Consider the following 24,103-nt stretch of genomic DNA (forward strand, 5'->3'; position numbering starts at 1 on the left):
CTATGACAAGCAAGACGACAAACAAGTTTTCTCCTGAAGTCCGCGCTCGCGCCGTTCGAATGGTGGTCGAGCATGAAGCGGAGCATCCTTCGCGCTGGGCGGCTGTGTCTTCCATAGCCGCCAAGATCGGCTGCTCGGCGCATCCGCTCAACGAATGGGTGAAGAAGGCCGAAGTGGACAGCGGCAAGCGTGCGGGTTTGCCGAGTGACGTTGCAGAGAAGATGAAGGCTCTGGAGCGGGAGAATCGCGAACTTCGTCAGGCCAACGAGATTTTGCGCAAAGCGTCTGCGTATTTTGCCCCCTCTCGGCGAATGTAAACATTCGCCTGCCGGGCAGGGAGGCGGAGCTCGACCGCCCACTGAAGCGATGATTTCCTTCATCGATGCACACCGCTCGGTGCTCGGGGTCGAGCCAATCTGCAGACTGCTGCCGATTGCCCCATCCACCTATTATGAAGTCGTCGCCAAGCGCACGGACGTGGGCCGCCTGTCGGCCCGCGAACGCAATGATATTGCCATGAAAGTCGAGATACGCCGGGTGTTCAACGAGAACTTCCAGGTCTATGGCGTGCGCAAAGTCTGGCGACAGTTGCTACGGGAGGGCTACGACATCGCCCGCTGCACGGTTGCTCGGCTTATGAGGGTAATGGGACTGCAGGGCATCATTCGTGGCAAACCGATCCGCACGACGATCAGCGACAAGACCGCACCATGCCCGCTCGACCGGGTGAACCGGCACTTCTACGCTCCCGCGCCGAACATGCTGTGGCTTTCGGATTTCACTTATGTCGCGACCTGGCAGGGCTTCGTCTACGTGGCCTTTGTCATCGATGCTTTTGCTCGCCGTATCGTCGGTTGGCGGGCAAGCCGGACTGCCCATGCGGGCTTTGTGCTCGATGCCCTCGACCAGGCCCTTCATGATCGGCGGCCCGTTCACCGTGGCGGGCTGGTTCATCATTCCGACCGCGGCTCGCAAGGCGGATTCAACCGGTCGTCGCAACACTCCAATCATGGAGGTATTCATGGGACGACCTGCTGGATGGATGCAGGAGTTGACGGGGCGAGGAATAATGCGCTCGCCAGGTGCACCGTCGCTTCGTCGTGAGATTGAACGACACTTCTGGGAAAAGATCGCGACCGGGATCACCAGTGAGAAGGCCGCGGAAGCGGTCGGGGTGTCGCAAGTTGTCGGCACACGCTGGTTCCGTCATCGTGGCGGAATGCCATTGTTCATGTCGAGCCCCATATCCGGGAGATACTTGTCGTTCACCGAGCGAGAGGAGATCGGACTTCTGTGGGCCCAACGCGTCGGGGTGCGAGAGATCGCCCGTCGTATCGGGCGTAGCCCGTCCTCGGTCTCGCGAGAGCTGAGACGAAACGCTGCAACGCGTGGCGGGAAGCTCGAATATCGAGCTTCGGTCGCACAATGGAAGGCGGAATTGGTGGCCAGAAGACCAAAGCCGGCGAAGCTGGTGACGAACCCACGTTTGCAACACTACGTCCAAGACCGTTTGGCTGGTAAGATCCAAGCCCCTGACGGCCGTGAGATTTCAGGCCCTCAGCAGGCACCGTTCAAGGGGCGCAACAAGCCACACCGCGGTGACAGGCAATGGGTTAATGGGTGGTCGCCCCCTTCTTCGGCCGCCGCTTCGCTGAACAACGTCATCGACGACCGGAACTTGAGATGGTCTGGCGAGCCGAATATCTCATGGGCGGAATGGCCGAATACCCCGAGCACCGCGTCGACCGCCTTCGTCATTCTATCGCGAAGGACGGGATGTTCGAGGTAGGCGCGAGCCTCCTCGATCGAGCCGATGCCGTAGAAGCTCGCGGTCGGTGATCGCCCCAGCGCCCGCAACTGCGGGAAGACGAACCACATCCAGTGCGTTTCCTTGCGTCCCGCGTTGAGCTCGGCAACGGCCGTGTCGAAAACGAGATCCTGCGCTGCGATGAAACGAGAGAGATCGAACGGGTCGGGCGTCATCATCGTTACCATTTCTGCTCGATGTCAGATCGGCGCAGCGGCCAGCAGGACGGCGACGGGCACGGTGATCGCCGACGCACTGAGTGCCACGGCAGCCACAAGCCTGATCAGACGGGCGCGTCGGGCGCGCCGAGGATCCCATTCATACGCCATACTCGTCCCTCCGACCCCTAAAACAGCATGCGGAACGCAGAGAGTCTATCCCGCAGTACGGTCGCCGCTCGCCTTCCGCGCCCGCACCATTGCAAAGCGTCCCGTCGCTCTTATCTCTTGTCGCTGAGGTCAACGGAGACGCATAGGATGAAGGAAGTCGTCATCGATGCCTTATCGGATGATGCAGCGGAGATCATAGTGGAGACCAGGCGCAAGAGCCCTCTGCGATGCGCGGTCGTCTGCCTTTGTTGCGAGCGCGCGGATCAGCCGATGGATGATGATGGCTGCGGTATTTGCGATGCGTGCCTCGGATTACCGGTTTCCGCCGGGGCCGCTTCAGATACCCTTGAATGTCGGGCATCCTCGTCCCATCTACCGCTTACTGCCCGTGATCGATAACTGCCTGCAGCGATAATGCTTTTGTCGCGCGTTCGTGGTTGTCCGGGTTCGAAGGGCGCTCCCCGAAAGGGTCGAGCGCCCTTCGTCATTTCAGCATACCGCGGGCTTGGCCTGGATGGCGATTGACTTCCCTACGTCGCGCTCCACATCAGCACCGTCCTTCGGACTCAAGCGGGCGGATTGGGGAGGTCCAAGCAGCCCCCGCTGCCTTGGACCTTCCCACCACATCATCATGCATGTCGTTGAGCGGATGATTAGCGAACAACCTTGGCAACCATCGGCCTCCTTACTGCGTTCACCTTTATTCTCGGCGACGGGTTTGGCGCAAGAATAAGAGACAACTGATGACAGAGCTCCGTGGTCGTCTGGAGATGTCGAAAGGTCTGCACGAAACAGGTACGGCGCGCATCGCTGATCGCACTCACGGCAATTGCCGGTGCCGTGCTCTGGGTGGCGGCGCCGAAGTGGCAAGCACCCCGAATTAGCCCTAAAACCGACAAGCAGGGCCTGATGTCAGTTGGCGTCACTCATGCCACGCCAGTTTTCAAGAGGAAGGCATATCGCCATCCGCCGGCAGTCTCGTGCTGGCGTGTAATATGATCGCAACATTACGCACGGCGATCGCGGGATCCCGTTACGTCAACCGTTGTGTTAGGCGTGATACTTCCCTGGCCACGGTTTCGCATCTTCTCCCGCAGCTTGTTGGGCGTCATGCCGAAATTTGCCCGAAAGCGCCGGCAAAAGTGCGAGCTGTTTGCAAAGCCGACGTCGAGGGCAATCTCGATCACGGTCTTGGATGTTCGCTCGACCAGCTGCGCGGCCTTCTTCATGCAGATCTTCTCGTATGCCGCAGCAGGTGAAAAGCCCGTCTTGTTCTGGAATATCCGTTCCAGCTGACGCCGGGAAAGACCAACGCGGTCCGCGATCGCCTCGATCTCAAGCCTGTCGTCCATATTTTCCTCCATGCAAAGCAGCGCCACGCGAATGCGGTCATCGCAGTGAACGGGCAGAGTGATCGGCGTCCGGCTCTGCAGATCCGAACCTTCTCTGCGGCGATCGAGTTGAAGGATTTCCATGGCATTGCGTTCTGCGCCCTCGCCGACATGCCGCCGGACCAGCAGTGCGGCAAGATCGGCCACGGCGCTTCCTCCGGCACATGTCGTCACCTTTCCGTCCTCAACGAAGAGCCGTTGCGAGGTCAACCGGATCGCCGGGAAGCGTGCCTTGAATTCGGAGTGATGCAGCCAGCTGACACACGCCGTCTTGCCGGCCAGCAGTCCGGAATTGGCAAGAACGAAGCTGCCGGTGCAGGCGCCGATCAGCCTGACGCCCTTCTGGAGGGCCCGCTGAAGAAAGCTGACGGATTCGGAGGGTAACTGTTCCTCGACGCCCAGAAGGCCGCCAATCACGACGACATAGTCGAAGCGCTCCGGATCACCCAGACCCGTGGTCGGAACAACCTGAACGCCGCAGCTTGATCGGATCATGTGTGTGTTCGGGCTCAGGACATCCCAGTCGCACAGGCGGCGGCCAGACTTGTCCTCCACGTCGCTGGCGAGCCGCAGGGTATCAACGAACAGCGCGAAGGCGCTCAGGGTGAATTGCCGGGCGAGAAGGAAGCCGACCCTCAGCCGCTTGCCGGATCCGCTATCGGGGCCGTGGTTCTTGCCGCGTCCGGCGACGACATATCCAGTTCCACGCTCCAGCATCGGCTCTCCCCGCATTCGAAGGACGGCCGACCACGGCCCCGTCTTGCTGGAAACCTATAGAAGGGGATGCCGCGACGGAAATTTCGATCGCAAATGCCGGCATTAGCAATCTGCACGGGGGTTCGAATTCCTTATGCCGGCATTGGAACTTCTAATTTTCCAGCGGCCGCGAAGGTTCCTACCCTCAGCCTCGTCAAACAGCGCGATTGGCCGCGGAGAAGGAGTTTTTACATGAACATGTTTGCGCGAGGGATGCCGAACCAGCTCCTGCGGTTGCAGGAGATGCACAATGGCGAGAAGGCACAGCCGACCTTCTCGGCTGGAGAAATGGAGCGGCGACAGAACGCGATGCGCGGCATTTTGGAGGAGTTGAAACTCGATGCTGCTGTCCTGACCTCCTATCACAACATCTGCTATTTTTCCGATTTCCTGTATTGCTCCTTCGGCCGGCGCTATGCGTTCGTCATCACGCCGGAAAAGGCGACATCGGTCTCCGCCGGCATCGATGCCGGCCAGCCATGGCGCCGCACCTTCGGTGACAACATCACCTACACCGACTGGCAGCGAGACAATTTCTTCCACGCCCTGCAACAGCTTCTTCCGAATGCTTCGCGCATCGGCATCGAGTTCGACCAGGTCAATCTCGACCTGCGCCGCCTGCTGGAAGAGGCCTTCCCCAGTGTCGAGTTCGTCGATATCGGCTCGCCGACCATGTGGTTGCGCACGATCAAGTCGGCCGAAGAAATCGTGCTCATCAAGGCAGGGGCCGCAACGGCCGATATCGGCGGCGCCGCTGTGGCGAAGGCCGTGCAAGAAGGCGTGCCGGAATATGAAGTCGCGCTAGCCGGTACGCAGGCCATGGTCCGCCACATTGCGGATCGTTTTCCCCATGCCGAGCTGATGGATACGTGGGTTTGGTTCCAGTCGGGCATCAACACCGACGGGGCTCATAATCCGGTGACGTCGCGCCGCGTCCAGAAGGGAGACATTCTCTCTTTGAACTGCTTCCCGATGATCGCTGGTTATTATACGGCGCTCGAACGCACGCTGTTCCTCGACCATGCCAGCGACGAGCATCTGCGCATCTGGGAGATCAACTGCGCCGTCCATCGTCGCGGCCTTGAACTGCTGAAGCCCGGTGCGCGTTGCGGCGATGTGGCGACGGAACTCAACGAGATCTACCGCGAGCACGGCCTGCTCGGCTACCGTTCCTTCGGCTACGGTCATTCCTTCGGCGTGCTCTCCCATTACTACGGCCGCGAGGCGGGCGTCGAGCTGCGCGAGGACATCAACACCGTGCTGCAACCCGGCATGGTCGTCTCCATGGAGCCGATGTTGACCATTCCGGAGGGCATGCCGGGCGCCGGTGGCTATCGTGAGCACGACATCCTGGTGATGACGGACACCGGCAGCGAGAACATCACAGGCTTCCCCTTCGGTCCCGAGCGTAATATCCTCCCCGCCTGACCCGTCCGCGGGCAACTTGGAACGGGCCGCCCGATCGGCCCGTTTCCTTTTGGAACAGTGCTGCCCCGTGAGAAACATCCCGACCGACCTTCTTCGCACCTTCCTTGCTGTTATTGATCTGCGCAGCCACACGCGCGCTGCTGAGCAGCTCGGCCGTACCCAGCCGGCCATCAGCCTGCAGATGAAGAAGTTGCAGGAACTGCTCAACGTCTCCCTCTTCGCCAAGGATGCCAGTGCCCAGCCGACCGAGGCGGGCGAACTGGTGGCGAGCTATGCCCGTCAGATGCTGACACTGAACGACGAGATGGTGCTGCGCCTCTCCCGGCGCGACCAGCATGGCAAGATCCGCCTCGGCATTCCCAATGACTATGCCGACCATTTCCTGCCGAAGCTGATGCCGCGCCTTGCCCGCAGCGGCCACGATTTCCGCTTCGAGGTCGTCTGCGACCTTTCCCATGTCCTGCTGCAAGGGCTGCGCAACGGTCTGTACGATCTCGTGGTGGCGATGACGCCGGACGGGCCGGCAGAAGGCGCGTTCATGACCTGGAAGGAGCCGCTCGCCTGGGTGGGTGACGGCGAGACCTCCATTGTTGCGGATGGCGGTGGCAATCTGCGCATCGTCTGCTATCCGGAGGGCTGCCTCTACCGACGGGCGATGCTGACGGCCCTGCAGCGAGACGGGCGTGGTTATGACCTCGTCTATACGAGCCCCAGTCTTTCGGGCCTCGAGGCCGCAGTCGGTTCCGGCTTCGGCAACACGGTGCTCGCCCGTCGCATCGTGCCGGCCAAGCTATCGACGCTTGACGACGCCCTCGGCCTTCCCAGGCTCGCGGACGTCGTCGTCGGCATCTATCTGAGTTCCGACCGCAAACGCTCCCCGGTGGCGGAGAGCTTTGCTGCGCATTTTGCCGACGCTTTTCTCGCCGACACCCGGAACGGATGATCAGGCCCGCCGCACACGGCGAATGAGGTTCAACACCAGAAACAGGGCGATGGAGACGGTGGTCAGCAGGCTTGCCGCCGCCATGATCGTCGGGTTGATCTGGTCCCGGATGCCGGAGAACATCTGCACCGGCAACGTGCGCTGCTCGGCCCCCGTGAGGAAGAGGGCGACGATGACCTCGTCGAAGGAGACGGCGAAGGCAAGCAGTGCGCCGGAGACAATGCCAGGCAGGATGAGAGGCAGCGTGACGGCGAAGAACACGCTGATCGGCCCGGCGCCGAGACTGGCGCCTGCCCGCGTGAGATTGGAATCGTAGGTGGAAAGCGCTGAAAGCACCGTGACGACCACGAAGGGAATGGAGAGCGCGGCATGGGCGAGTACCAGTCCCGTGCGCGTGTTGGTGAGCCCGAGCGTACCGAAGAACATGTAGGCGCCAACGGCGACGATGACGACGGGCATGATCATTGGCGAGATCATCAATGCCATGACGGCTTTACGGGCTGGAAAGCCGGGTCGGCTGATGCCGAGTGCGGCCAGCGTGCCGAAAAGCGTGGCGAGCGCCGTGCTGAAGAGAGCCGCGACGACGCTGTTGAAAAGGCTCTGTGTCCAGCGCGGGTTCTCAAAGAAATCCGCATACCAGCGCCAGGAGTACTCCTGGATCGGAAAGGTGAAGAACGGATCCTTCGAAACCGACAACGGAAACACGACAAAGAGCGGTCCGATAAGGAAAACGAGAACGGCAAAAGCGAAGGTGACGACGGCGAGACGGCAGAGCCGTTCGCTTCGGGTTGCGTAAGCAGGAAGCCACATGGTTCTCATCCAAGCTTGATACGTTCCGCACCGACGAGGCGCAGGAACAGGAGGTAGATGGAGAGCGTCATGACGAGGAGCACGCAGGCGAGCGCAGCGGCCATGCCCCAGTTCAGGTCGCGGTTTATGTAGGTGGCGATGAAGTTTGACATCATCTGGTCACGCGGCCCGCCGACCAGTGCCGGCGTGATGTAGTAGCCGAGCGACAGGATGAAGGTCATCAGGCAGCCGGCGGCAACGCCAGGCAGCGTCTGCGGCGCGTAAACCCGCCAGAAGGCGAAAAATGGTGGCGCACCAAGCGAACGAGCGGCGCGCAACTGTCCTTGCGGAATGGACTTCATCACGCTGAGGATCGGAAGGATGGTGAAGGGCAGCTGGATATGGGTCATGGCCGTCACGGTGCCGAAGCGTGTCAACATCAGTTGCAGCTTTTCCGTCGTGAGGCCGAGGGCCAGCAGCGTCTGGTTTATGATGCCGTCCGTTTGCAGCAACACGACCCATGCGGTGGTGCGCACCAGAAGCGAGGTCCAGAGCGGCAGCAGCACCATCAGGAGCAGGAAGCCGGCGATGCGGACAGGCGCCAGCGAAATGACATAGGCCGTCGGAAAGCCAAGCAGCAGCGTTGCGAAAGTCACCAGCGCGGCAATCCACAGCGTGCGACCGAGGATGCCGAGAAAGACAGCCTGATCCTGTGGCACCTTGACGATGCTGCCGGACGCATCCTGCCCGAAATCCACGGCTGTCAGAAGATAGTAGGGTGTCACGGGATCGGCGTTGCGCTTGAGGATCGCCCATAGGTCCGGGCTCGCCCAGACAGGGTCGAGTGTGGCGAACTGCGGGGCGAGAGGCCCTTCCTGAAAACTGCCGAGATGGCGGGCAACCGACATGATGCGGCTGCGCATGCCGGCGCTTTCGTAGTTCAGCCGCTTGCCGAGCGCGGCTGCCGTATTGTTCTCCTTTGCCCGTGCAAGATCCGCCGCCAGCGCGACATAGACGTCTTCGCCGGGGGTGGATCTTCCATCCCAGCCGTCAAGCGCGACAATCGTTTGCGGCAGGACGTCGCGCACTTCCGGATTGCTGACGGCCGTCGTCAGGAAAATGCCGATTGGGGCAGCGAAGGTTACAAGCAGAAACAGGAGCGCCGGCAATGCCAGCGCGAATGCCCGGAGCCGGTTCGGTCTTTCCGCACGGCGGAGCGCCGCACCCAGATTGGCGTCGGCGGCGAGAGGGGCAAGAGACATGGTCTGCGTCATGGCTACCTCGTCAGCGTTCGGCAATCAGCCGCGAAACAGGTCATCTCGATGAGGCTTTCCGGCTGGATGGCTGCACCAGACGCCGCCGGCAAGGACGCAACGAGGCGATCTCCGCCGAAGGCTTCGAGTGTCAACCGCACCCGGTCGCCAAGAAAGGTTTTGTCGAGCACGCGGGCACGGATGCGGTTTTCGGCAGTGCCGCGTTCCGCATTGTCGAGACCAAGTCGCTCCGGGCGGAGTGACATGGTGAGGTTCGATCGGGCCTGTCCCGAGGCGCCCGTTGTCAGGAGCCGGGTTCCGTCCGCCATTCGCACCACGTTGAAGCCGTTTTCCGTCCCGACAAACTCGCAGGAAAGCGTGTTGTTGTCACCGATGAAGCCGGCGACGAAACGGTTGTCGGGTCGGTCGTAGAGGGTGACCGGATCGGAAAGCTGCTGGATTTTACCTTCGTGGAAGACAGCGATCCGGTCGGACATGGTGAGTGCTTCGGACTGGTCGTGCGTCACATAGACCATGGTGATGCCGAGGCGTTGCTGGATTTTCCGGATTTCCACCTGCATGTGCTCGCGAAGCTGCTTGTCGAGCGCGCCGAGCGGCTCGTCCATCAGGATGAGCTTCGGGTTGAAAACCATGGCGCGGGCAAGCGCCACGCGCTGCTGCTGCCCGCCCGAAAGTTGCGCTGGACGACGCTCGCCAAGGCCGGTGAGCTTGACCATGGATAGCGCTTCCTCGACCCGACGTCTTGCATCGGCACCCCTGACGCCGCGGTAGCGCAGGGGGAAGCCGACATTCTCGGCAACCGTCATATGTGGAAAGAGCGCGTAGTTCTGGAAGACGAAGCCGATGTCGCGGCGCTCGGGCGGCAGGCGTTCCACGGCCTGTCCTTCGAGCATGATACGCCCGCTCGTCGGCTGTTCGAAGCCGCCGAGCATCATCAGCGTCGTCGTCTTCCCGGAGCCGGACGGACCCAGCATGGTGAGGAATTCGCCGCGTCGAACGCTGAGATTCAGGTCCTCGACGACAAGCGTGCGCCCGTCATAGGTCTTTTGCACACGCTCGAAGGCGACCATGATTTCGGCGGTATTTGTAACTGGAGGCGCTTCATCGAAGCGCCTCCTTTCCAGCGTCATCGTGTTCATCCGTCGCTCCTCAGTTGGAAAGCCAGGTGGTGAAGCGCTTGCGGATCTCGTCGCCATGGTCGGCCCAGAAGGCGTTGTCGAGTGTCAGCGACGCTGTCAGATTGACCGAACTCGTCGGCAGGCTTTCCGCATCCTCCGGCGCCACTTCGGCAGCTGCAGTCGTCCGGACCGGGCCGTAGGGTATGTATTTTGTGATGCCGGCCAGAACCTTGGGCTCGACTGCGAAATGGATGAAGGCGAGCGAGCCTTCCAGATCCTTCGCGCCTTTGGGAATGACCCAGTAGTTGGAATCGAGGATCTGATTGTCCCAGACGATTCCGAAATTTCTGCCTTCCTTGTTGGCGTTGAAGATGCGTCCGTTCCAGGCGGTCGTCATGGTCACCTCGCCGGAGGCGAGAAGTTGCGGCGCCTGCGCGCCCGCTTCCCACCAGACGATCTGGCTCTTGATCGTGTCCAGCTTGGCGAAAGCGCGGTCGACACCTTCCGGTGTTGCAAGCGTCGCATAGACATCCTGCGGCGCTACGCCGTCTGCGAGGAGTGCGAATTCAAGATTGGTCGCGGGGTTTTTCCAAAGACCACGCTTGCCGGGGAAGTTGGCGAGATCGAAGAGATCGGCAAGCCGCGTCGGCGGCTTTTCCAGCTTGTCCTGATCGTAGGAGAGAATAGTCGCATAGACGATTGTCCCGACACCGCAATCCGATGTGGTGCCGGCGAGCCAGTCCGACTTCGGGCCGATCTTTTCCCAGTCGATCGTTTCGAAAAGACCTTCGTCACAGCCCTGTAGCAAGGTCGGCGCGTCAACGTCCACCACGTCGATCGTCGTGTTGCCGCTGTCAATCATTGCCTTGATCTTGGCTATTTCGCCGCCGTACTCCTGCTCGGATATCTGTCGGCCGGTTTCCTCGCTGTAAGCGCCGAATACGGCCTTTCGCTGGGCATCCTGATAAGCTCCACCGAAGCTCATGACTGAAAGCGGCTCGGCCGCGAGTGCCACGCCGAGCGTCAAGCCATAGGCAAGCGTCGTCGCTGCCAGGAACATGCGTGTTCTGAACATGGAAATTCCTCTCTGGAGACAGATTTGATCTACCCGTCGTGACGCCCGTCTTGCTTGCGAGCTATGAGGAAAGCCTATGTTGCGACATGCTGCGGCGCAAATAAGTAGCTGTCATGTGAGCATGAGCGCCGCTTATCGGAGCTGCGGGCTAATTCCTGTACCCTACCACAAGATCACGCCGCAGACCGCGGACACTCGCGACTATATATGTGAACAACCCGGTGCATAAAAAGTCTTTTGCCTAGATCGACGATAGCCCCGAACAAAACCAACCATGTCGACGTCTAAGCAACAGAGGTGAGCGTCCCAGAAGCCCCTCGCTGCTCCTCATGCGGCTTCTGTTTCCGATTGCGCTTAAACGGTCCATGGGGAATTTCGGGCGGGGCGAAGCTGTCGGCACTGGCACGGTCCCATCGATCGTGCCAATCCGCTAGTTCGGGAATCTCTCCGCCCGACACAAGGAAACCCTCGGGCAGGTAGGGATAGGCTTCGTTGCCGTCCAGGAATTCATTATCCTTCTGCCGGAACATGAAGTGGTAGGGCATGAAATCGCTTGGATTGCTGAGGCCGGCGGCACCTGCGATTTCCCCAAGCGCACGCATCGTGTTCCGATGGAAGCGAGCGACGCGGTCGCTCTTATCGCCGAGGTCGATCGCCCGCTGGCGTATCGGATCCTGGGTGGCGATTCCCACCGGGCAGCAGTTGGTATGACAGGATTGAGCCTGTATGCACCCGATGGCGAACATGAATCCGCGGGCAGCATTGCACCAGTCTGCACCGAGAGCCAGCGTGCGGGCGATGTCGAAGGCGGAGACAATCTTTCCGGCGGCACCGATCTTTACCTGGTCGCGAATGCCTGCGCCGCGGAGCGTATTGTGAACGAAGGTCAAGCCTTCCAGCATCGGCATCCCGACCCTATTGGCGAACTCCACGGGGGCCGCCCCCGTTCCGCCTTCCGCGCCATCAACGACGATGAAGTCGGGAACGATGCCCGTCTGCAACATCGCCTTGACCATGCTCATGAACTCACGGCGATGCCCGATGCAAAGCTTGAAGCCGACGGGCTTTCCGCCGGAAAGCTCCCGCAGCTGGCCGACGAACGTCATCAGCCCCAGAGGTGTCGAGAACGTGCTGTGTGCCGCGGGTGATATACAGTCTACCCCCATCGGAATGCCGCGCGCTTCGGCGATCTCGGGTGAGATCTTCGAGGCCGGTAACATGCCTCCATGTCCCGGCTTGGCGCCTTGGCTCAGCTTGATCTCGATCATCTTGATCTGGGGATCGGCCGCGAGTTGGGAGAACTTCTCCGGAGAGAACCGGCCCTGCTCGTCCCGGCAGCCGAAATAGCCCGACGCAACCTGGAAGATCAGGTCGCCGCCGCCTTGCCGATGGTAGCGGCTGATGCTGCCCTCTCCCGTATCGTGGGCGAAACCGCCCTTCTTTGCACCAGTGTTGAGGGCAAGTATCGCGCTGGCGGAGAGTGCGCCGAAGCTCATGGCCGAGATATTGTACAGGCTGGCTTCGTAAGGCTGCTTGCAGGATGGTCCGCCGACACGCACCCGGAAGTCCGTGTCGGCAATAGTAACCGGTGTGGCGGAATGGGTGAGCCAGGCGTATCCGGAACCATAGACATTCTCGATAGTGCCGAAAGGCCGCTTGTCTTCCACACCCTTCGCACGCTGATAGACGAGTCCGCGATCCTGCCTGTTGAACGGAACGGCATCGTTGTCGCCTTCAATAATGTACTGGCGTATCTCCGGCCGGATACTCTCCAGCAGGAAGCGCAGATGCCCAACTACCGGATAGTTGCGCAGGATCGCATGCTTGCGCTGACGCAGATCATGGATACCAAGTAGGAACAATGCGCCGCAGATCGCGGCAATGACAAGGAGCCAACCATTGTAGAAGAGGCCGCCGCCGAGTGATGCAGCCGCGGCCATTCCGACGCTGAAGAACACCGCATAGCGCTGATTGGAAACAAGAGCCTTTATCATGATACCTTGTCCGAAATCGCGATATCGAGTGAGAGCCGGTATGCCTGGGATACGCGCAGAAACTGCGGCGAACGGCACAACCCTGCTATAACCACCTGTGTGTGCAGAATGCTTATGGGATGATAGCGGGCCGGTCGTTCGCCGCGAGCAGGCCGTTAGAGACTGACGCCTTCCAGTTTCCCAATCAGCGTGTTGCGATCATTGATGGATTTTAGCCGCACCGTGAGTGCCTCGCTCTTGACCGGCACCTGGGGCGGCAGGGATACGGCGACATCCGGAATGTTCTCGGCCGCCCACTGCTTGAAACGGGGCAACTTGTTCGGGCCGCTGATTGGGAAGGTATGGCTGTATCTGAAAGTCATTTCTGGTTCTTTCCGTATATAGGCAACGCATCGGCACAGAGAGGCCGGGTTGCTCCGCAAGTCTCAGTCTCGGAGTGAAAAGATGCCTGGCGTCACTCTTGCCATCGCAGTTAGTGACGCCAGGCAGTCAGCGTCCGGCATTGACCCTGCGAATGGGAAAGACGGAAGGTATCAGACCTGCGAAACCTGTCGGAAACATCGTGGTCACCTCAGCTTTCAAGAGCACGCAGGCCGTTGAAAGATAGACTTGGCCGATCGAAGCAGCCGCTTGCTTCCAGCCGCTCCGGGTCCGTTTCGAGCTCTCTTACGAATTCGGCAAGCTCGACATCGTCGAGCTTGCTTGCGGCCGCTTCGAGAGAAAACCATCTTCGCTGTCTTTGCCCCTTCTCGCGCCAATGGCTGAGCGTACCGCGCACATTCATGCCGAACACCGTAACGCGGCATGCGACTTGCGACCCGTCGTCCCGGACCTTCATGTATCGATAGGTCGTCACTGGAGCAGACGAGATGTCACCGATGATCCCTGCCTCCTCAAAGGCTTCCCGCGAGGCCGCGACGAAGGGCGGATATCCCTTCATCGGCCACCCTTTGGGTACGATCCATCGCCCCCGCCTGCGCGAGGTAATTAGTAGCAGCTTCCGCTCGCCATCACGCCTAATACGCCAGGGAAGAACCGCGACCTGCTGCAACTCGCCCGTATCGCAAGCCATCCGGACATTGTCGCTTGTAGTCATCTTACAAGTCATAGTCCGGCATCCTCCCGGAGCCAGAGAAAAACCTGTTGAGAGGCACCACGATCGCGAACGGCACCACGGCGGGAAACAGGTGATGGAAGCGACGTCGTGCACCAAGGACAACGGGCGGCAGCGCCGGGAACATGCCGGTTACAGGTGGCACAGGTGGGACGAGATCTGAAAGGGTACATGGATACGCTCCATTGACACGTCGCGAAGCGACGCGAAACGAACCGCACTCTCAATTGTGTGGTTCCCGGAGCGGCTGGGGTATGTGGCGGCGTTACAGGATCAGTGCTGCCAGCTCCGGGTAAGGGAGCGTGCTTGATTAGTAAGCCTCGAAAAGATTGTGATCATGGTAGCTTGCATGACGCATATCTGCGCGAAGACCGCTTAGACTTCAAGATGTCTTTTCGCCGCATGATCGAAAAGTGTTCCAGAGCGTTCCACATTGCCGGTTACCGCCCCGTCTGCGAGGGCTTGAAATGGCTGTCGGTATCGAAGCGTGTCGAACCGCCTACGCTGTTTCACGTGACGCTTTTGCACACACTGAGGCCAAAATGCGATAGTAGTAAACCACCGCGACGCCGCTTCGCGTGCATATTGCTGAATGGACGCCATCGGTGTGAAAAGCAATAAAGCCGAGGCGTATACGCGATACAGCACCCCGGCTTAGTCACGAGACGTTCGGGGGAACCTTCGCAACGGCTATAGATTAGCACGACCCGGCACTGGCGAAAAGACATCCAAGATTAAGAGAGAAAATATCCAGTCTGTTCGACTGAGGAAATGCGTGTGACGATGCCTTTTTCCTCCTGGCACTATCTAGGGTGCTGGCAAAATTCGTCTCGCCCTCGTTGCCCGTCCGGTGCGGGATCCCCAGGTTACAGGACTACAAACGCTTGCGACTACTATCCAATACTCAGTCACAATACGTTGTGAAATTGCTTTCAATCTCACGCAACATCATAATCGATCGAAATTACAGTTGACTTCTAGCTTGCAGCCTTCCTGTAATTGGGCTCTGTAATTTATAGCGCGTGCGCGCCACCTCCTCTATACTATCGCGGTGAAGGTTTGCATCGTATCCTCGGCTCGCAAAGGACTCGACCAAATACTGGGAGAACGCGTACCGAAATGCAGGATCGAACCATGGCTCGTTACTGATTTCGTTGAACACATTCTCAAGCGCGGTTAAGTCATCTACTTGGCAGTTCCCACGTCCGCCCATTCTCCCACCTTTTTTTAGCGCTACGGAACAAGCATGGGGGGACATAACCCCTGGGTTGCTTATGCGCGTCATAGACTTGGATGCCCAATTAGGTATCCGGTGAGCGCTCCATTCGGATTAGTCTTATTGTGCACTAGGCAGTGTCCCCATAACGGGGTTCATGTCGGTGACGTTGTGTGATTCAATCTCCAAGAAAGGAGATTGTGATGCGCCGTCACGAACTGACCGACGAGGAATGGGCGGTTATCGCGCCGTTGCTGCCGACCAACAGCCGTGGAGTTGAGCGCGTCGACGACCGCCGGGTGATCAATGGTATCCTATGGCGCTTCCGGACCGGCTCATCCTGGCGTGATGTGCCGGAGCGCTATGGTCCGCGCACGACGCTCTACAATCGCTTCTCGCGCTGGCGCCAAGCGGGTGTCTGGGATCACCTTCTTGGCGCTGTTTCAAGGCATTATGCCGGAGAGATCGTCATGATCGACTCCTCCTGTGTTCGCGTTCACCAGCATGGTGCCAACGCAAAAAAGGGGGGCCTGCCGATCCTTGCATGGGACGTTCGCGTGGCGGCCTGACGACAAAGATCCACGCGCTCGTCGACGCTGATGGTTTGCCTGTTCGACTGGAGTTGAGCGCAGGTCAGGCCGCCGATGCTCCCATGGCCGAAAAGCTGCTGAGTGACATTCAGCCTGGCTCGACGCTGCTTGCCGACAAGGCCTATGACACCGACGCGATCCGTAACTTTGCCAAGCAACGTAAATGCTGGGCAAATATCCCCGCCAAGGCCACCCGTAAACAGATTCAGCTTCAGCAGCTGGGTCTATCGCCAGCGCAACCTGGTGGAGCGTTTCTTCAATCGCATCAAACAGATGCGTGGTCTGGCAACGCGATACGACAGACGTGCAGACAATTACCTCGCCGGGCTCAAACTTGCCGCGACGAGAATCTGGATCGCTTCAGCTAATGAGTCCACGCCCTAGTGGCCAGAGCTTACATTTCTTGGGATAATGCATGCACGAACACCCACAAGAGCGATTCCGATAGGCGCGTGATCAAATGCGAAATCGAACAGTCCATTCTCGCTTCCGGGGTTTCCAATTGAAAATGTGGGCCATCGTTTTCCATATGTAAGCATCGAACGCTTTGATCAACAATGGTCGTCCTTCATTCTTCCCGAAGGCATATGCCGCGTTTATGCGTCGAAGTGTTGGCATGGCTAACGGCTTGTTGCGCTCCAACTTCCATTACGTTCATCTAAAGATAGCCGCGAGCGCACTCAGAGCCGACCGAAGGACTTGCCATTCGTCAAGTTCACGGCGATTTTGTGCTGCGTAAGGATTTTTTTTCACCGCTCAGTCTTGAATTCGAGGAACGTCGTGTAAGTTCCCAAGGGAGAAATTTGCGGCGCGCTATAGCATGGGGAGACGTCGAAGATGGGGCAACTCACGACGGGGGAGCGGGATTTCGGTGCGATCATCCTGATCGTCCTTGCGATCATCGGTATCGCGATGGCGGCAGCGGGGCGCGCCGATGTCCTCGGTATTCACGGCGCGATGGTCCTCCTCTACAGTCTAGCACTGCTTTTTGTTCTCTTCTCGGGTGCCTTCGGAACGCCGCCAAGCCCCGCCCGCCTCACCCGCTACTATGACGATCCGATCAAGGTCGGCGTCGTGCTGACACTGTTCTGGGCAATCTTCGGCATGTTCATCGGTGTGTGGGCCGCCGCGCAGCTCGCCTGGCCAAGCCTCAACTTCGATACGTCCTGGGCGAGCTTCGGCCGCATCCGCCCGGCGCACACGTCCGGCGTCATCTTCGGCTTCGGCGGCAACGCCCTGATCACCACCTCGTTCCATGTCGTCCAGCGCACCTCGCGCGCCCGGCTGGCCGACCAGCTTTCGCCGTGGATCGTGCTGTTCGGCTTCAACCTCTTCTGTCTCATCGCGATTTCGGGCTATTTCCTCGGCGTCACCCAGTCCAAGGAATATGCCGAGGCCGAATGGTATGCCGATATCTGGCTGGTCATCGTCTGGGTGACCTATTTCGTGCTCTACGTGCGCACGCTTGCCCGGCGCAAAGAGCCGCACATCTATGTGGCCAATTGGTACTACATGGCCTTCATCCTCGTCGTGGCCATCCTGCACATCGTCAACAACCTCGCAGTTCCCCTCTCCTTCGCCCACGCCAAGAGTTACACGATCTGGGCGGGCGTGCAGGATTCAATGGTGCAATGGTGGTACGGGCATAACGCCGTCGCTTTCTTCCTCACCGCCGGCTTCCTGGCCATGCTCTACTACTACCTGCCCAAGCGCGCGGAGCGGCCGATCTTCTCCTACCGGCTGTCGATCCTCAGCTTCTGGGGCATCACCTTCTTCTATATGTGGGCGGGCTCGCACCATCTGCACTACACCGCCCTGCCCCACTGGGTGCAGAACCTCGGCATGACCTTCTCCGTCATGCTGCTCGTGCCCTCCTGGGCGTCCGCCGGCAATGCGCTGCTGACCCTCAACGGCGCATGGCACAAGGTACGCGACGACGCCACACTGCGCTTCATCATGATGGCGGCGTTCTTCTACGGGCTTTCGACCTTCGAAGGTTCCTTCCTCGCGATCCGCCCGGTCAACGCGCTGTCGCACTATACGGACTGGACGGTCGGCCACGTCCATGCCGGCGCACTGGGCTGGGTCGCGATGATCACCTTTGGCTCGCTCTATACGCTGGTGCCGGCGATCTGGAAGCGCGAGCGGATGTATTCGGCGGCCCTGGTCGAGGTCCATTTCTGGCTCGCACTGGTCGGGACGCTCATCTACGTCTTCGCGATGTGGAACTCCGGCATCATCCAGGGCCTGATGTGGCGCACCTATTCCCCGGACGACACGCTCGTCTATTCCTTCGTGGATACGCTGCTGGCGATGTATCCCTATTATATCGCGCGCGCCTTCGGCGGTCTTCTCTTCCTCATCGGAGCGATCGTCGCGGCCTACAATATCTGGATGACCGTGCGCAGCCCCGCCACCGCCACGCTTCCCCTCGATGAGGATCTGCCCGTCGACGAGCGGCCGGTCGGCGGCGCAACCCCCACGCCTGCGGAGTAGCCGATGCCGGAACTGATGCACAGGAAACTGGAACGCTCCGCAACGGGCTTCATGCTGGCCATCATCGCTGCCGCCAGCGTCGGCGGCATCGTCGAGATCGCCCCGCTCTTCACCATCGACGACACGGTCGAAACCGTCTCCGACATGCGGCTCTATACACCGCTGGAACTGGCCGGACGGGACATCTACGTGCGCGAGGGGTGTTATGCCTGCCATTCGCAGATGATCCGCACCCTGCGCGACGAAGTGGAGCGGTATGGCCCCTATTCGCTGGCCGTCGAATCCCAGTACGACCATCCGATGCTGTGGGGATCGAAGCGCACCGGGCCGGACCTTGCGCGCATTGGCGGCAAATATTCGGATTTCTGGCACGTCGCCCATCTGAACAATCCGCGCGACGTAGTGCCGGAATCCAACATGCCCTCCTATCGCTGGCTCGGCACGACGCCGCTGAAGCTCGCCGACCTGCCGCTCGCCCTTCGCGCGCAACGCGCCGTGGGGGTGCCCTATACCGACGAGATGATCGAAAATGCCGCGCGCGACGCCTACGGCCAGGCCGTGCCCGAAAGCGAACAGTCGTCGGGCGTGACGGAGCGATACGGCGAGGCGACGCAGGTCTCGGCCTTCGACGGCGTGACGACCAACGTGACGGAGATGGACGCGCTCGTCGCCTATCTCCAGGTGCTCGGCCAACTCACCCGCGCGGCTTACGAGAACACTGCCGCGCCCGAACAGATGCCGAACCCGGACAATTGAGGTGACGAGATGGCGTTGACCCATGAGACACTGCTCGAAGGCTCGAAGATGTGGGGCCTTTTCTACCTGATCGGTTTTTCGATCTGCGTGCTGATCTACACCTTCCTGCCCTCCAACCGGGAGCGCTTTGAACGGGCTGAGCGGGATATCTTCGACGAGGACGATGCCCCATGGAAGTAAAAGAGGTCGACCCCGTCAGCGGCCGCAAGACGACGGGCCATATCTGGAACGGCATCCGGGAACTCGACACGCCCATTCCGCGCGGCGTGCTGCTCTTCCTGATCGTCACGCACATCTTCGCCGTGCTCTGGTGGGTGCTGATGCCCACCTGGCCGCTCGGCAGGACCTACACCAAGGGCGTTCTCGGCGAGAACCAGAAGACCACCGTAGAAGCGTCGATCAAGGAGGGTGCAGGCGCGCGGACGCCGTGGACCTCTCGCATCGAGAACCTGTCCTTTGACCAAATCCGCGCCGACGAGCGGCTGATGGAGACGGTGCGCGCCAACGGCCACCAGCTCTTCGGCGACAATTGCGCCGCCTGCCACGGCCGGGATGGAAAGGGTCGGGAGAACTATCCCGATCTGACCGACGACGACTGGATTTGGGGCGGCGGGCCGGAGGCCGTCGCCCAGACCCTGACGGTGGGCGTCAATTCCCGCCACGCGGAAAGTCGCGTCGGCCAGATGCCCGCCTTCGGGCGCGACGAGATGCTCGATGCCAAGCAGGTCGTGGACGTTGCCACCTATGTCAGTTCGCTAAGCGACCCCGCCGTTTCCACCGCCGAGAACGTCGACCAGATCGACCGTGGGCGCGAGGTCTTCCAGACGACCTGCATCGCCTGCCATGGCGAGAATGCCAAGGGCAATCCAGAACTCGGCGCGCCCAACCTCACGGATAACAGGTGGATCTATGGCGGCAGTCTGCAGCGCATCATCGCGACCATCCATGGCGGTCGGCAGGGCCATATGCCGACCTGGGACGAGCGGCTGACGCCGGTCGAGATCAAGGTTCTGGCGCTCTATGTCGACGATCTCGGGAAGAGGACACCATAGATGATGAATGCCGCGCCCACCCGCACACGACGGTTTCACCTCCTCTGGATTTTGACAGCGGCGGCGATGACCGTATTCGTGAGCGCCAATGCCCATCTCGTCTACGTCGCCGTTTCCAGCGAGCCGGGATGCGTAGCGCATTTGAAAGACAAGAGCGGAACGCCGGGCGGATATCGCGCGGCCAAGTCTGCGTGCTGACGGGGAGACGGTGAGATGGTCGCAAGGCAACAGGCACCCGAACTCATATCCGAGGTATCGGATATCGAGGAGACGCGCAACGAGCGCTGGAAGCGCCACCTTTCCGCACGGGCGCCCGTGCAGTGGCTCGCCAGCGGTTGGCGTGACCTGTGGAGGAACCCCATGCCGAGCCTCCTCTACGGTCTCGCCGTCTTCCTCGCCTCGATCGTCTTCATCGTCTACATGTTCGATACCGGACGGGATTATTTCTTATTCCCGGCACTGGCAGGCTTTCTGATCGTCGGCCCGCTCGTCGCGGCCGGCCTCTATCTCAAGAGCCGCGACCTGGAGGCCGGGATACGGCCGACGCTGCGCTCCATGCTCGCAGTACAGCCGATGGCGGGAGCGCAGGTGTTTTTTACTGGCATGTTGCTCGCCATGCTGATGCTCCTGTGGATGCGCGCGGCCGTCCTGGTCTATGCGCTGTTCTTCGGCGTCCGCCCCTTCCCCGGGCTCGACCACATCGCCGAGATGCTCTTCACCACGCCGACCGGTTGGGCAATGCTGGTCGTCGGCAGCCTGATCGGCGCGCTCTTTGCCGGCTTCGCCTTCGCCGTCAGCGTCTTCTCCATTCCCATGCTGCTCGACCGGCGCGTCGACGCCCTGACGGCGATGGGCGTCAGCACGGCGCTGGTCTGGAACAACCTCGCCCCGATGCTGGCCTGGGGCGCCATTGTACTCGGCTTATTCCTCCTCTCCGTCGCGACAGGACTTCTCGGCCTGATCGTGGTCTTCCCCTGGCTCGGGCACGCCACGTGGCACGCCTATAAAGAGATGCGGTAGCGGCCATGTCCTGCTGTTCCGCCGAGATAGGACTGGATATCTCGCTGAGGCGCACCGGCTGCTCCGCCGACGAACTTGCGATTGCCAGCAGGGATCTGGGCAACGGGCTGCGGCAGAGTGTGCTCTCAATCCCCACCATGCATTGCGCTGCCTGCATTGGCGCGGTGGAAGCCGTCCTTGTCGACGTGCCAGGCGTGGAGCGGGCACGTGCCAATCTCTCGCTACGCCGCGTCACGATCGACTGGCGGCGACATCGAGAAACCGTGCCGGACCTTCTCGGAGCACTTGCGTCCATCGGATACCAGGCCGACCTTCCGACAGCCGAGATCGACGGCGAGGATAAGGTGCTTGCCGGACTGGTGCGTGCGCTCGCCGTCGCCGGCTTCTGCTCCATGAACATCATGCTGCTGTCCGTTTCCGTCTGGTCGGGGGCGGACGGGGAGACCCGACAAACATTCCACGCAATCTCGGCCCTGCTCGCGCTGCCGGCGGTTTTCTATGGCGGCGCCGGTTTCTATCGCTCCGCCTGGCAGGCGCTTTCCCATGGCCGAACCAATATGGACGTACCGATATCCGTCGGCATCCTCCTCACTTTCGCGCTCAGTCTCTACGACACCATCACCGACGCTCCCCATGCATATTTCGAAGCCGCCACGTCGCTGATTTTCGTCCTACTCATCGGCCGGGTGCTTGATCATGCGATGCGGCGGAAGGCGCGCTCCGCCGTCGCCGCCCTGACGCGGCTCATCCCGCGCGGCGCGAGCGTAGTGCAGCCTGATGGTCGCCTGGGCTATGTGGAACTGGGAGAAATCGAGGCCGGAATGCGCCTCGCCATCGCGGCCGGCGAGCGTGTGCCGACCGACGGCGTGGTGGAGGAAGGCCGCTCCGAGCTGGACGCCGCCCTCATCACCGGCGAGAGTCTTTGGCGCAGCGTCCGCGCCGGAGACAGCGCGCGCGCGGGCGAGCTGAACCTCGCCAACCCTTTCGTGCTGCGCGCCACCGCCGCGCCGGCGGATTCCACGGTCGCCGAGATGACGCGAATGATCGAGGCGGCCGAGAACGGCCGCTCGCGCTTCCGCCGGCTCGCCGACCGCGCGGCCAGCCTCTACGCTCCCGTCGTCCACAGCCTCGCCGCCCTCGCCTTCGTCGCCTGGTACCTTGTGACCGGCAATTTGCACGCTGCCCTCACCGTCGCGGTCGCCGTTCTCATCATCACCTGCCCCTGCGCGCTGGGGCTCGCCGTCCCCATGGTCCAGGTCGTGCTCGCCCGCCGCCTCTTCGAGCGCGGCGTGATGGCGACCGACGGCTCCGCTTTCGAACGCCTGCGCGAGATCAATACCGTCGTCTTCGATAAGACGGGAACGCTGACCTCCGGGACGCCCCGCCTTGCCAACCTGGCCGGGATCGCTCCCGAAGCGCTTGCGCTCGCTGCCGCCTTGGCGCGCAACTCCAGCCATCCGGTCGCCGGCGCGATTGCCGCCGCGGCTATCTCCACGCAAGCTCCGCCTGCCTTCGCCGATATCCGGGAAGAGGCGGGGGTGGGGCTGGAAGGCCGTCTCGGAGGCGATCTTTACCGGCTCGGCCGATCGGAATGGGCGCTATCTGCACAGGACACGTCGGCAACGACAGTGCTTTCGAAGAACGGCGAGGCTCTTGCGCTTTTCCGCTTCGGCGAAGATATCCGTCGCGGCGCGCGAGACCTTGTTGACACGCTCAAGGACCGGGGCCTCGACGTCGTCCTGCTTTCCGGCGACGGTCCCGAAGCCGTCGAGAGGGTCGCCGGCGCGATCGGCATCGCCGACCGACGCGCCCGGCTCCTGCCTGCCGAGAAGGTTCATGCCATAAAGAACCTGCAGGCGGCGGGGCGGCGGGTTCTGATGATCGGCGACGGGATTAACGACGCACCGGCATTGCGCGCCGCGGACGCATCCATGGCGCCCGCGTCCGCTAGCGACGTCGGCCGCAGCGCCGCGGATTTCGTTTTTCTCGGCAACGATCTTCGCGTGGTGACGGATGTGTTCGACAGCGTGGAGAGGGCGGCCGGACTCGTTCGGCAGAACTTCGCGCTCGCCGCCTTTTATAACCTCGCAAGCCTGCCGATCGCGCTCAGCGGCCATGTTACGCCGCTCATCGCAGCCCTTGCGATGTCCTCGTCCTCCCTCAGCGTGGTCGCCAACGCGCTGCGCCTCGCACGCACGCCGGGATCTAACGCGGCGCCACTCGCCGCGGAGGCGAGCGCATGACAGCGATGAGTGTGCTCGTTCCGCTTTCGATCATCATGGGTGTCGGTGGGCTCCTCGCTTTCCTGTGGTCTCTGCGAACGAGACAATATGAGGATCTCGACGGGGCCGCCGCCAGAATTCTGCTCGACAGCGACGATGACGATGCGATTGGCCGCGACCGGCAATATTCACCGCCCAGAGATGGAGGACGGAGATGACAGATAATGATAGGCCCACGATTGATGAACACAACAATCAACAGGTTGTCGTTGATCCGTCTGATGCCGTAACAGGGCTAGGTTTTGTGCTCGGCGGGGTCGGTGCGGCAGTGGGCGTTATAGCCGCGATCGTGCTGTCTCCACAACTTGAGGCCTCGACAATCCTCTACTGCGTAATCGGCGGACTTGCGGGTGGTTCGGCCGGAGTGGTCACGGGCGGCATGATAGGAGCACTTTTTTCGGTTGCGCGCGGCACGCCACGATGAAAGGCTTTTGAGCTTCCGCCTTGATCGTCTCATCACCGTTTGAATTGGCTGCCGACGGCGGGCCGGGAACATTCGAGTGGCGCCAAACAGCCGCATAGCGGTCGTTAAAAGGGTCGATTGACTGAGGCTCGGCCTCTTGTATAACGCCCCTATTCGCCCCGGACCCGGTGAAACTCCGGGTGGCTCTTCTGGCCGCCGATCCGCCAGACAACGCAGAGCATCAAACCTCTTCACGAGGCCGGACGCCGT

Annotated in this window: 22 protein-coding genes, 3 pseudogenes and 2 other annotated features; of the genes and pseudogenes, 15 read left to right on the forward strand and 10 right to left on the reverse strand. The window is 61.0% G+C overall.

The genetic code is table 11. The annotated features are described in order from the left end of the window. Positions 1–2 precede the first annotated feature (2 nt). Together ACT6VE_RS16730 and ACT6VE_RS16735 are read left to right on the forward strand one after the other, a co-directional pair. Positions 3–1,080, forward strand: a pseudogene (locus tag ACT6VE_RS16730) (IS3 family transposase); the annotation flags it as partial. Next, positions 332–441: a sequence feature (AL1L pseudoknot), on the forward strand. It overlaps the preceding pseudogene by 110 nt. Beyond that, positions 1,043–1,696, forward strand: a pseudogene (locus ACT6VE_RS16735) (transposase); the annotation flags it as partial. The pseudogenes ACT6VE_RS16730 and ACT6VE_RS16735, both read left to right, overlap by 38 nt. Here ACT6VE_RS16735 and ACT6VE_RS16740 read toward each other — a convergent pair. From ACT6VE_RS16740 to ACT6VE_RS16750, 3 genes and pseudogenes are all read right to left on the reverse strand, one after another. Then, positions 1,693–1,995, reverse strand: a pseudogene (locus ACT6VE_RS16740) (DUF1810 domain-containing protein); the annotation flags it as partial. The pseudogenes ACT6VE_RS16735 and ACT6VE_RS16740 sit on opposite strands and share 4 nt — an antisense overlap. A 12-nt stretch (positions 1,996–2,007) precedes the next feature. Continuing rightward, a complete protein-coding gene (locus ACT6VE_RS16745) occupies positions 2,008–2,136 on the reverse strand; it encodes a hypothetical protein (RefSeq protein ID WP_444799678.1) in 129 nt (42 codons plus the stop codon). 1,007 nt (positions 2,137–3,143) lie between these two features. Further along, positions 3,144–4,244 (reverse strand): GlxA family transcriptional regulator, encoded by a 1,101-nt coding sequence (locus ACT6VE_RS16750; RefSeq protein ID WP_444799679.1) that lies wholly within the window; start codon positions 4,242–4,244, stop codon positions 3,144–3,146. A gap of 252 nt (positions 4,245–4,496) precedes the next feature. Between ACT6VE_RS16750 and ACT6VE_RS16755 the strand changes: the two genes are divergently transcribed. Next, positions 4,497–5,711, forward strand: a complete 1,215-nt coding sequence (locus ACT6VE_RS16755; protein WP_444799801.1) for a M24 family metallopeptidase — start codon at positions 4,497–4,499, stop codon at positions 5,709–5,711. 67 nt (positions 5,712–5,778) lie between these two features. Next, positions 5,779–6,654 (forward strand): LysR family transcriptional regulator, encoded by an 876-nt coding sequence (locus ACT6VE_RS16760; RefSeq protein ID WP_444799680.1) that lies wholly within the window; start codon positions 5,779–5,781, stop codon positions 6,652–6,654. Here ACT6VE_RS16760 and ACT6VE_RS16765 read toward each other — a convergent pair whose 3' ends face one another. The 7 genes from ACT6VE_RS16765 to ACT6VE_RS16795 form a co-directional block, all read right to left on the reverse strand. Then, the gene (locus tag ACT6VE_RS16765) at positions 6,655–7,464 is read right to left on the reverse strand and encodes an ABC transporter permease (protein ID WP_444799681.1); all 810 of its coding nucleotides are present in this window, start codon (positions 7,462–7,464) and stop codon (positions 6,655–6,657) included. Between the two features lie 5 nt (positions 7,465–7,469). Beyond that, the gene (locus tag ACT6VE_RS16770) at positions 7,470–8,717 is read right to left on the reverse strand and encodes an ABC transporter permease (protein WP_444799682.1); all 1,248 of its coding nucleotides are present in this window, start codon (positions 8,715–8,717) and stop codon (positions 7,470–7,472) included. Between the two features lie 2 nt (positions 8,718–8,719). After that, positions 8,720–9,856, reverse strand: a complete 1,137-nt coding sequence (locus ACT6VE_RS16775; protein WP_444799683.1) for an ABC transporter ATP-binding protein — start codon at positions 9,854–9,856, stop codon at positions 8,720–8,722. Between the two features lie 10 nt (positions 9,857–9,866). Then, positions 9,867–10,910: an ABC transporter substrate-binding protein gene (locus ACT6VE_RS16780; protein WP_444799684.1), complete on the reverse strand. Its 1,044-nt coding sequence runs from the start codon at positions 10,908–10,910 to the stop codon at positions 9,867–9,869. A gap of 284 nt (positions 10,911–11,194) precedes the next feature. After that, complete coding sequence (locus tag ACT6VE_RS16785) at positions 11,195–12,904, reverse strand: FMN-binding glutamate synthase family protein (protein WP_444799685.1); 1,710 nt, start codon at positions 12,902–12,904, stop codon at positions 11,195–11,197. Positions 12,905–13,059: 155 nt separating this feature from the next. Then, entirely contained in the window at positions 13,060–13,266 is a 207-nt protein-coding gene (locus tag ACT6VE_RS16790) for a hypothetical protein (protein WP_444799686.1), read from the reverse strand. A 209-nt stretch (positions 13,267–13,475) separates the two neighbouring features. Then, positions 13,476–14,000, reverse strand: coding sequence for an NUDIX hydrolase (locus ACT6VE_RS16795; RefSeq protein ID WP_444799687.1), 525 nt, complete (start codon positions 13,998–14,000; stop codon positions 13,476–13,478). 1,437 nt (positions 14,001–15,437) lie between these two features. Between ACT6VE_RS16795 and ACT6VE_RS16800 the strand changes: the two genes are divergently transcribed. From ACT6VE_RS16800 to ACT6VE_RS16850, 11 genes are all read left to right on the forward strand, one after another. Continuing rightward, on the forward strand, positions 15,438–15,803 hold the full coding sequence (locus ACT6VE_RS16800) for an IS5 family transposase (RefSeq protein WP_444799688.1): 366 nt from the start codon (positions 15,438–15,440) through the stop codon (positions 15,801–15,803). After that, complete coding sequence (locus tag ACT6VE_RS16805; RefSeq protein WP_444799689.1) at positions 15,779–16,192, forward strand: transposase; 414 nt, start codon at positions 15,779–15,781, stop codon at positions 16,190–16,192. The genes ACT6VE_RS16800 and ACT6VE_RS16805 overlap by 25 nt, the downstream gene beginning before the upstream one ends. A gap of 469 nt (positions 16,193–16,661) precedes the next feature. Then, positions 16,662–18,320 carry a cytochrome-c oxidase, cbb3-type subunit I gene (gene ccoN / locus ACT6VE_RS16810; protein WP_444799690.1) on the forward strand — a complete coding sequence of 553 codons (1,659 nt, stop codon included), beginning with the start codon at positions 16,662–16,664 and terminating at the stop codon, positions 18,318–18,320. Positions 18,321–18,323: 3 nt separating this feature from the next. Then, positions 18,324–19,076 (forward strand): cytochrome-c oxidase, cbb3-type subunit II, encoded by a 753-nt coding sequence (ccoO, locus tag ACT6VE_RS16815; RefSeq protein WP_444799691.1) that lies wholly within the window; start codon positions 18,324–18,326, stop codon positions 19,074–19,076. 9 nt (positions 19,077–19,085) lie between these two features. After that, positions 19,086–19,256: a cbb3-type cytochrome c oxidase subunit 3 gene (locus ACT6VE_RS16820; protein ID WP_312414975.1), complete on the forward strand. Its 171-nt coding sequence runs from the start codon at positions 19,086–19,088 to the stop codon at positions 19,254–19,256. Beyond that, on the forward strand, positions 19,247–20,128 hold the full coding sequence (gene ccoP / locus ACT6VE_RS16825; RefSeq protein WP_444799692.1) for a cytochrome-c oxidase, cbb3-type subunit III: 882 nt from the start codon (positions 19,247–19,249) through the stop codon (positions 20,126–20,128). The genes ACT6VE_RS16820 and ccoP overlap by 10 nt, the downstream gene beginning before the upstream one ends. Continuing rightward, the gene (locus tag ACT6VE_RS16830; protein WP_444799693.1) at positions 20,129–20,326 is read left to right on the forward strand and encodes a hypothetical protein; all 198 of its coding nucleotides are present in this window, start codon (positions 20,129–20,131) and stop codon (positions 20,324–20,326) included. A 15-nt stretch (positions 20,327–20,341) separates the two neighbouring features. Further along, a complete protein-coding gene (locus ACT6VE_RS16835) occupies positions 20,342–21,148 on the forward strand; it encodes a DUF2189 domain-containing protein (RefSeq protein ID WP_444799694.1) in 807 nt (268 codons plus the stop codon). A gap of 5 nt (positions 21,149–21,153) precedes the next feature. Continuing rightward, a complete protein-coding gene (locus ACT6VE_RS16840; protein WP_444799695.1) occupies positions 21,154–23,391 on the forward strand; it encodes a heavy metal translocating P-type ATPase in 2,238 nt (745 codons plus the stop codon). Beyond that, a complete protein-coding gene (gene ccoS, locus ACT6VE_RS16845; protein ID WP_444799696.1) occupies positions 23,388–23,588 on the forward strand; it encodes a cbb3-type cytochrome oxidase assembly protein CcoS in 201 nt (66 codons plus the stop codon). Before ACT6VE_RS16840 ends, ccoS begins: the two co-directional genes overlap by 4 nt. Continuing rightward, positions 23,585–23,854, forward strand: coding sequence for a hypothetical protein (locus ACT6VE_RS16850; protein WP_444799697.1), 270 nt, complete (start codon positions 23,585–23,587; stop codon positions 23,852–23,854). Before ccoS ends, ACT6VE_RS16850 begins: the two co-directional genes overlap by 4 nt. A 157-nt stretch (positions 23,855–24,011) precedes the next feature. Further along, positions 24,012–24,067 (forward strand) — a sequence feature (sul1 is cis-regulatory element that is thought to sense ions involved in sulfur or methionine metabolism; They are found in Alphaproteobacteria). The last annotated feature ends 36 nt before the right edge of the window (positions 24,068–24,103 follow it).

The organism is Shinella sp. (assembly GCF_052438155.1).
In the GTDB taxonomy this organism is placed as follows: Bacteria; Pseudomonadota; Alphaproteobacteria; order Rhizobiales; family Rhizobiaceae; genus Shinella.

Bases quoted from the DNA above. Each gene is read 5' to 3' on its own strand.
- ACT6VE_RS16745 (WP_444799678.1), bottom strand. From the start codon at position 2,136: ATGGCGTATGAATGGGATCCTCGGCGCGCCCGACGCGCCCGTCTGATC.
- ACT6VE_RS16750 (WP_444799679.1), bottom strand. From the start codon at position 4,244: ATGCTGGAGCGTGGAACTGGATATGTCGTCGCCGGACGCGGCAAGAAC.
- ACT6VE_RS16755 (WP_444799801.1), top strand. From the start codon at position 4,497: ATGCCGAACCAGCTCCTGCGGTTGCAGGAGATGCACAATGGCGAGAAG.
- ACT6VE_RS16765 (WP_444799681.1), bottom strand. From the start codon at position 7,464: ATGTGGCTTCCTGCTTACGCAACCCGAAGCGAACGGCTCTGCCGTCTC.
- ACT6VE_RS16770 (WP_444799682.1), bottom strand. From the start codon at position 8,717: ATGACGCAGACCATGTCTCTTGCCCCTCTCGCCGCCGACGCCAATCTG.
- ACT6VE_RS16775 (WP_444799683.1), bottom strand. From the start codon at position 9,856: ATGAACACGATGACGCTGGAAAGGAGGCGCTTCGATGAAGCGCCTCCA.
- ACT6VE_RS16780 (WP_444799684.1), bottom strand. From the start codon at position 10,910: ATGTTCAGAACACGCATGTTCCTGGCAGCGACGACGCTTGCCTATGGC.
- ACT6VE_RS16785 (WP_444799685.1), bottom strand. From the start codon at position 12,904: ATGATAAAGGCTCTTGTTTCCAATCAGCGCTATGCGGTGTTCTTCAGC.
- ACT6VE_RS16790 (WP_444799686.1), bottom strand. From the start codon at position 13,266: ATGACTTTCAGATACAGCCATACCTTCCCAATCAGCGGCCCGAACAAG.
- ACT6VE_RS16795 (WP_444799687.1), bottom strand. From the start codon at position 14,000: ATGACTACAAGCGACAATGTCCGGATGGCTTGCGATACGGGCGAGTTG.
- ACT6VE_RS16800 (WP_444799688.1), top strand. From the start codon at position 15,438: ATGCGCCGTCACGAACTGACCGACGAGGAATGGGCGGTTATCGCGCCG.
- ACT6VE_RS16805 (WP_444799689.1), top strand. From the start codon at position 15,779: ATGGGACGTTCGCGTGGCGGCCTGACGACAAAGATCCACGCGCTCGTC.
- ccoN (WP_444799690.1), top strand. From the start codon at position 16,662: ATGGGGCAACTCACGACGGGGGAGCGGGATTTCGGTGCGATCATCCTG.
- ccoO (WP_444799691.1), top strand. From the start codon at position 18,324: ATGCCGGAACTGATGCACAGGAAACTGGAACGCTCCGCAACGGGCTTC.
- ACT6VE_RS16820 (WP_312414975.1), top strand. From the start codon at position 19,086: ATGGCGTTGACCCATGAGACACTGCTCGAAGGCTCGAAGATGTGGGGC.
- ccoP (WP_444799692.1), top strand. From the start codon at position 19,247: ATGGAAGTAAAAGAGGTCGACCCCGTCAGCGGCCGCAAGACGACGGGC.
- ACT6VE_RS16830 (WP_444799693.1), top strand. From the start codon at position 20,129: ATGATGAATGCCGCGCCCACCCGCACACGACGGTTTCACCTCCTCTGG.
- ACT6VE_RS16835 (WP_444799694.1), top strand. From the start codon at position 20,342: ATGGTCGCAAGGCAACAGGCACCCGAACTCATATCCGAGGTATCGGAT.
- ACT6VE_RS16840 (WP_444799695.1), top strand. From the start codon at position 21,154: ATGTCCTGCTGTTCCGCCGAGATAGGACTGGATATCTCGCTGAGGCGC.
- ccoS (WP_444799696.1), top strand. From the start codon at position 23,388: ATGACAGCGATGAGTGTGCTCGTTCCGCTTTCGATCATCATGGGTGTC.
- ACT6VE_RS16850 (WP_444799697.1), top strand. From the start codon at position 23,585: ATGACAGATAATGATAGGCCCACGATTGATGAACACAACAATCAACAG.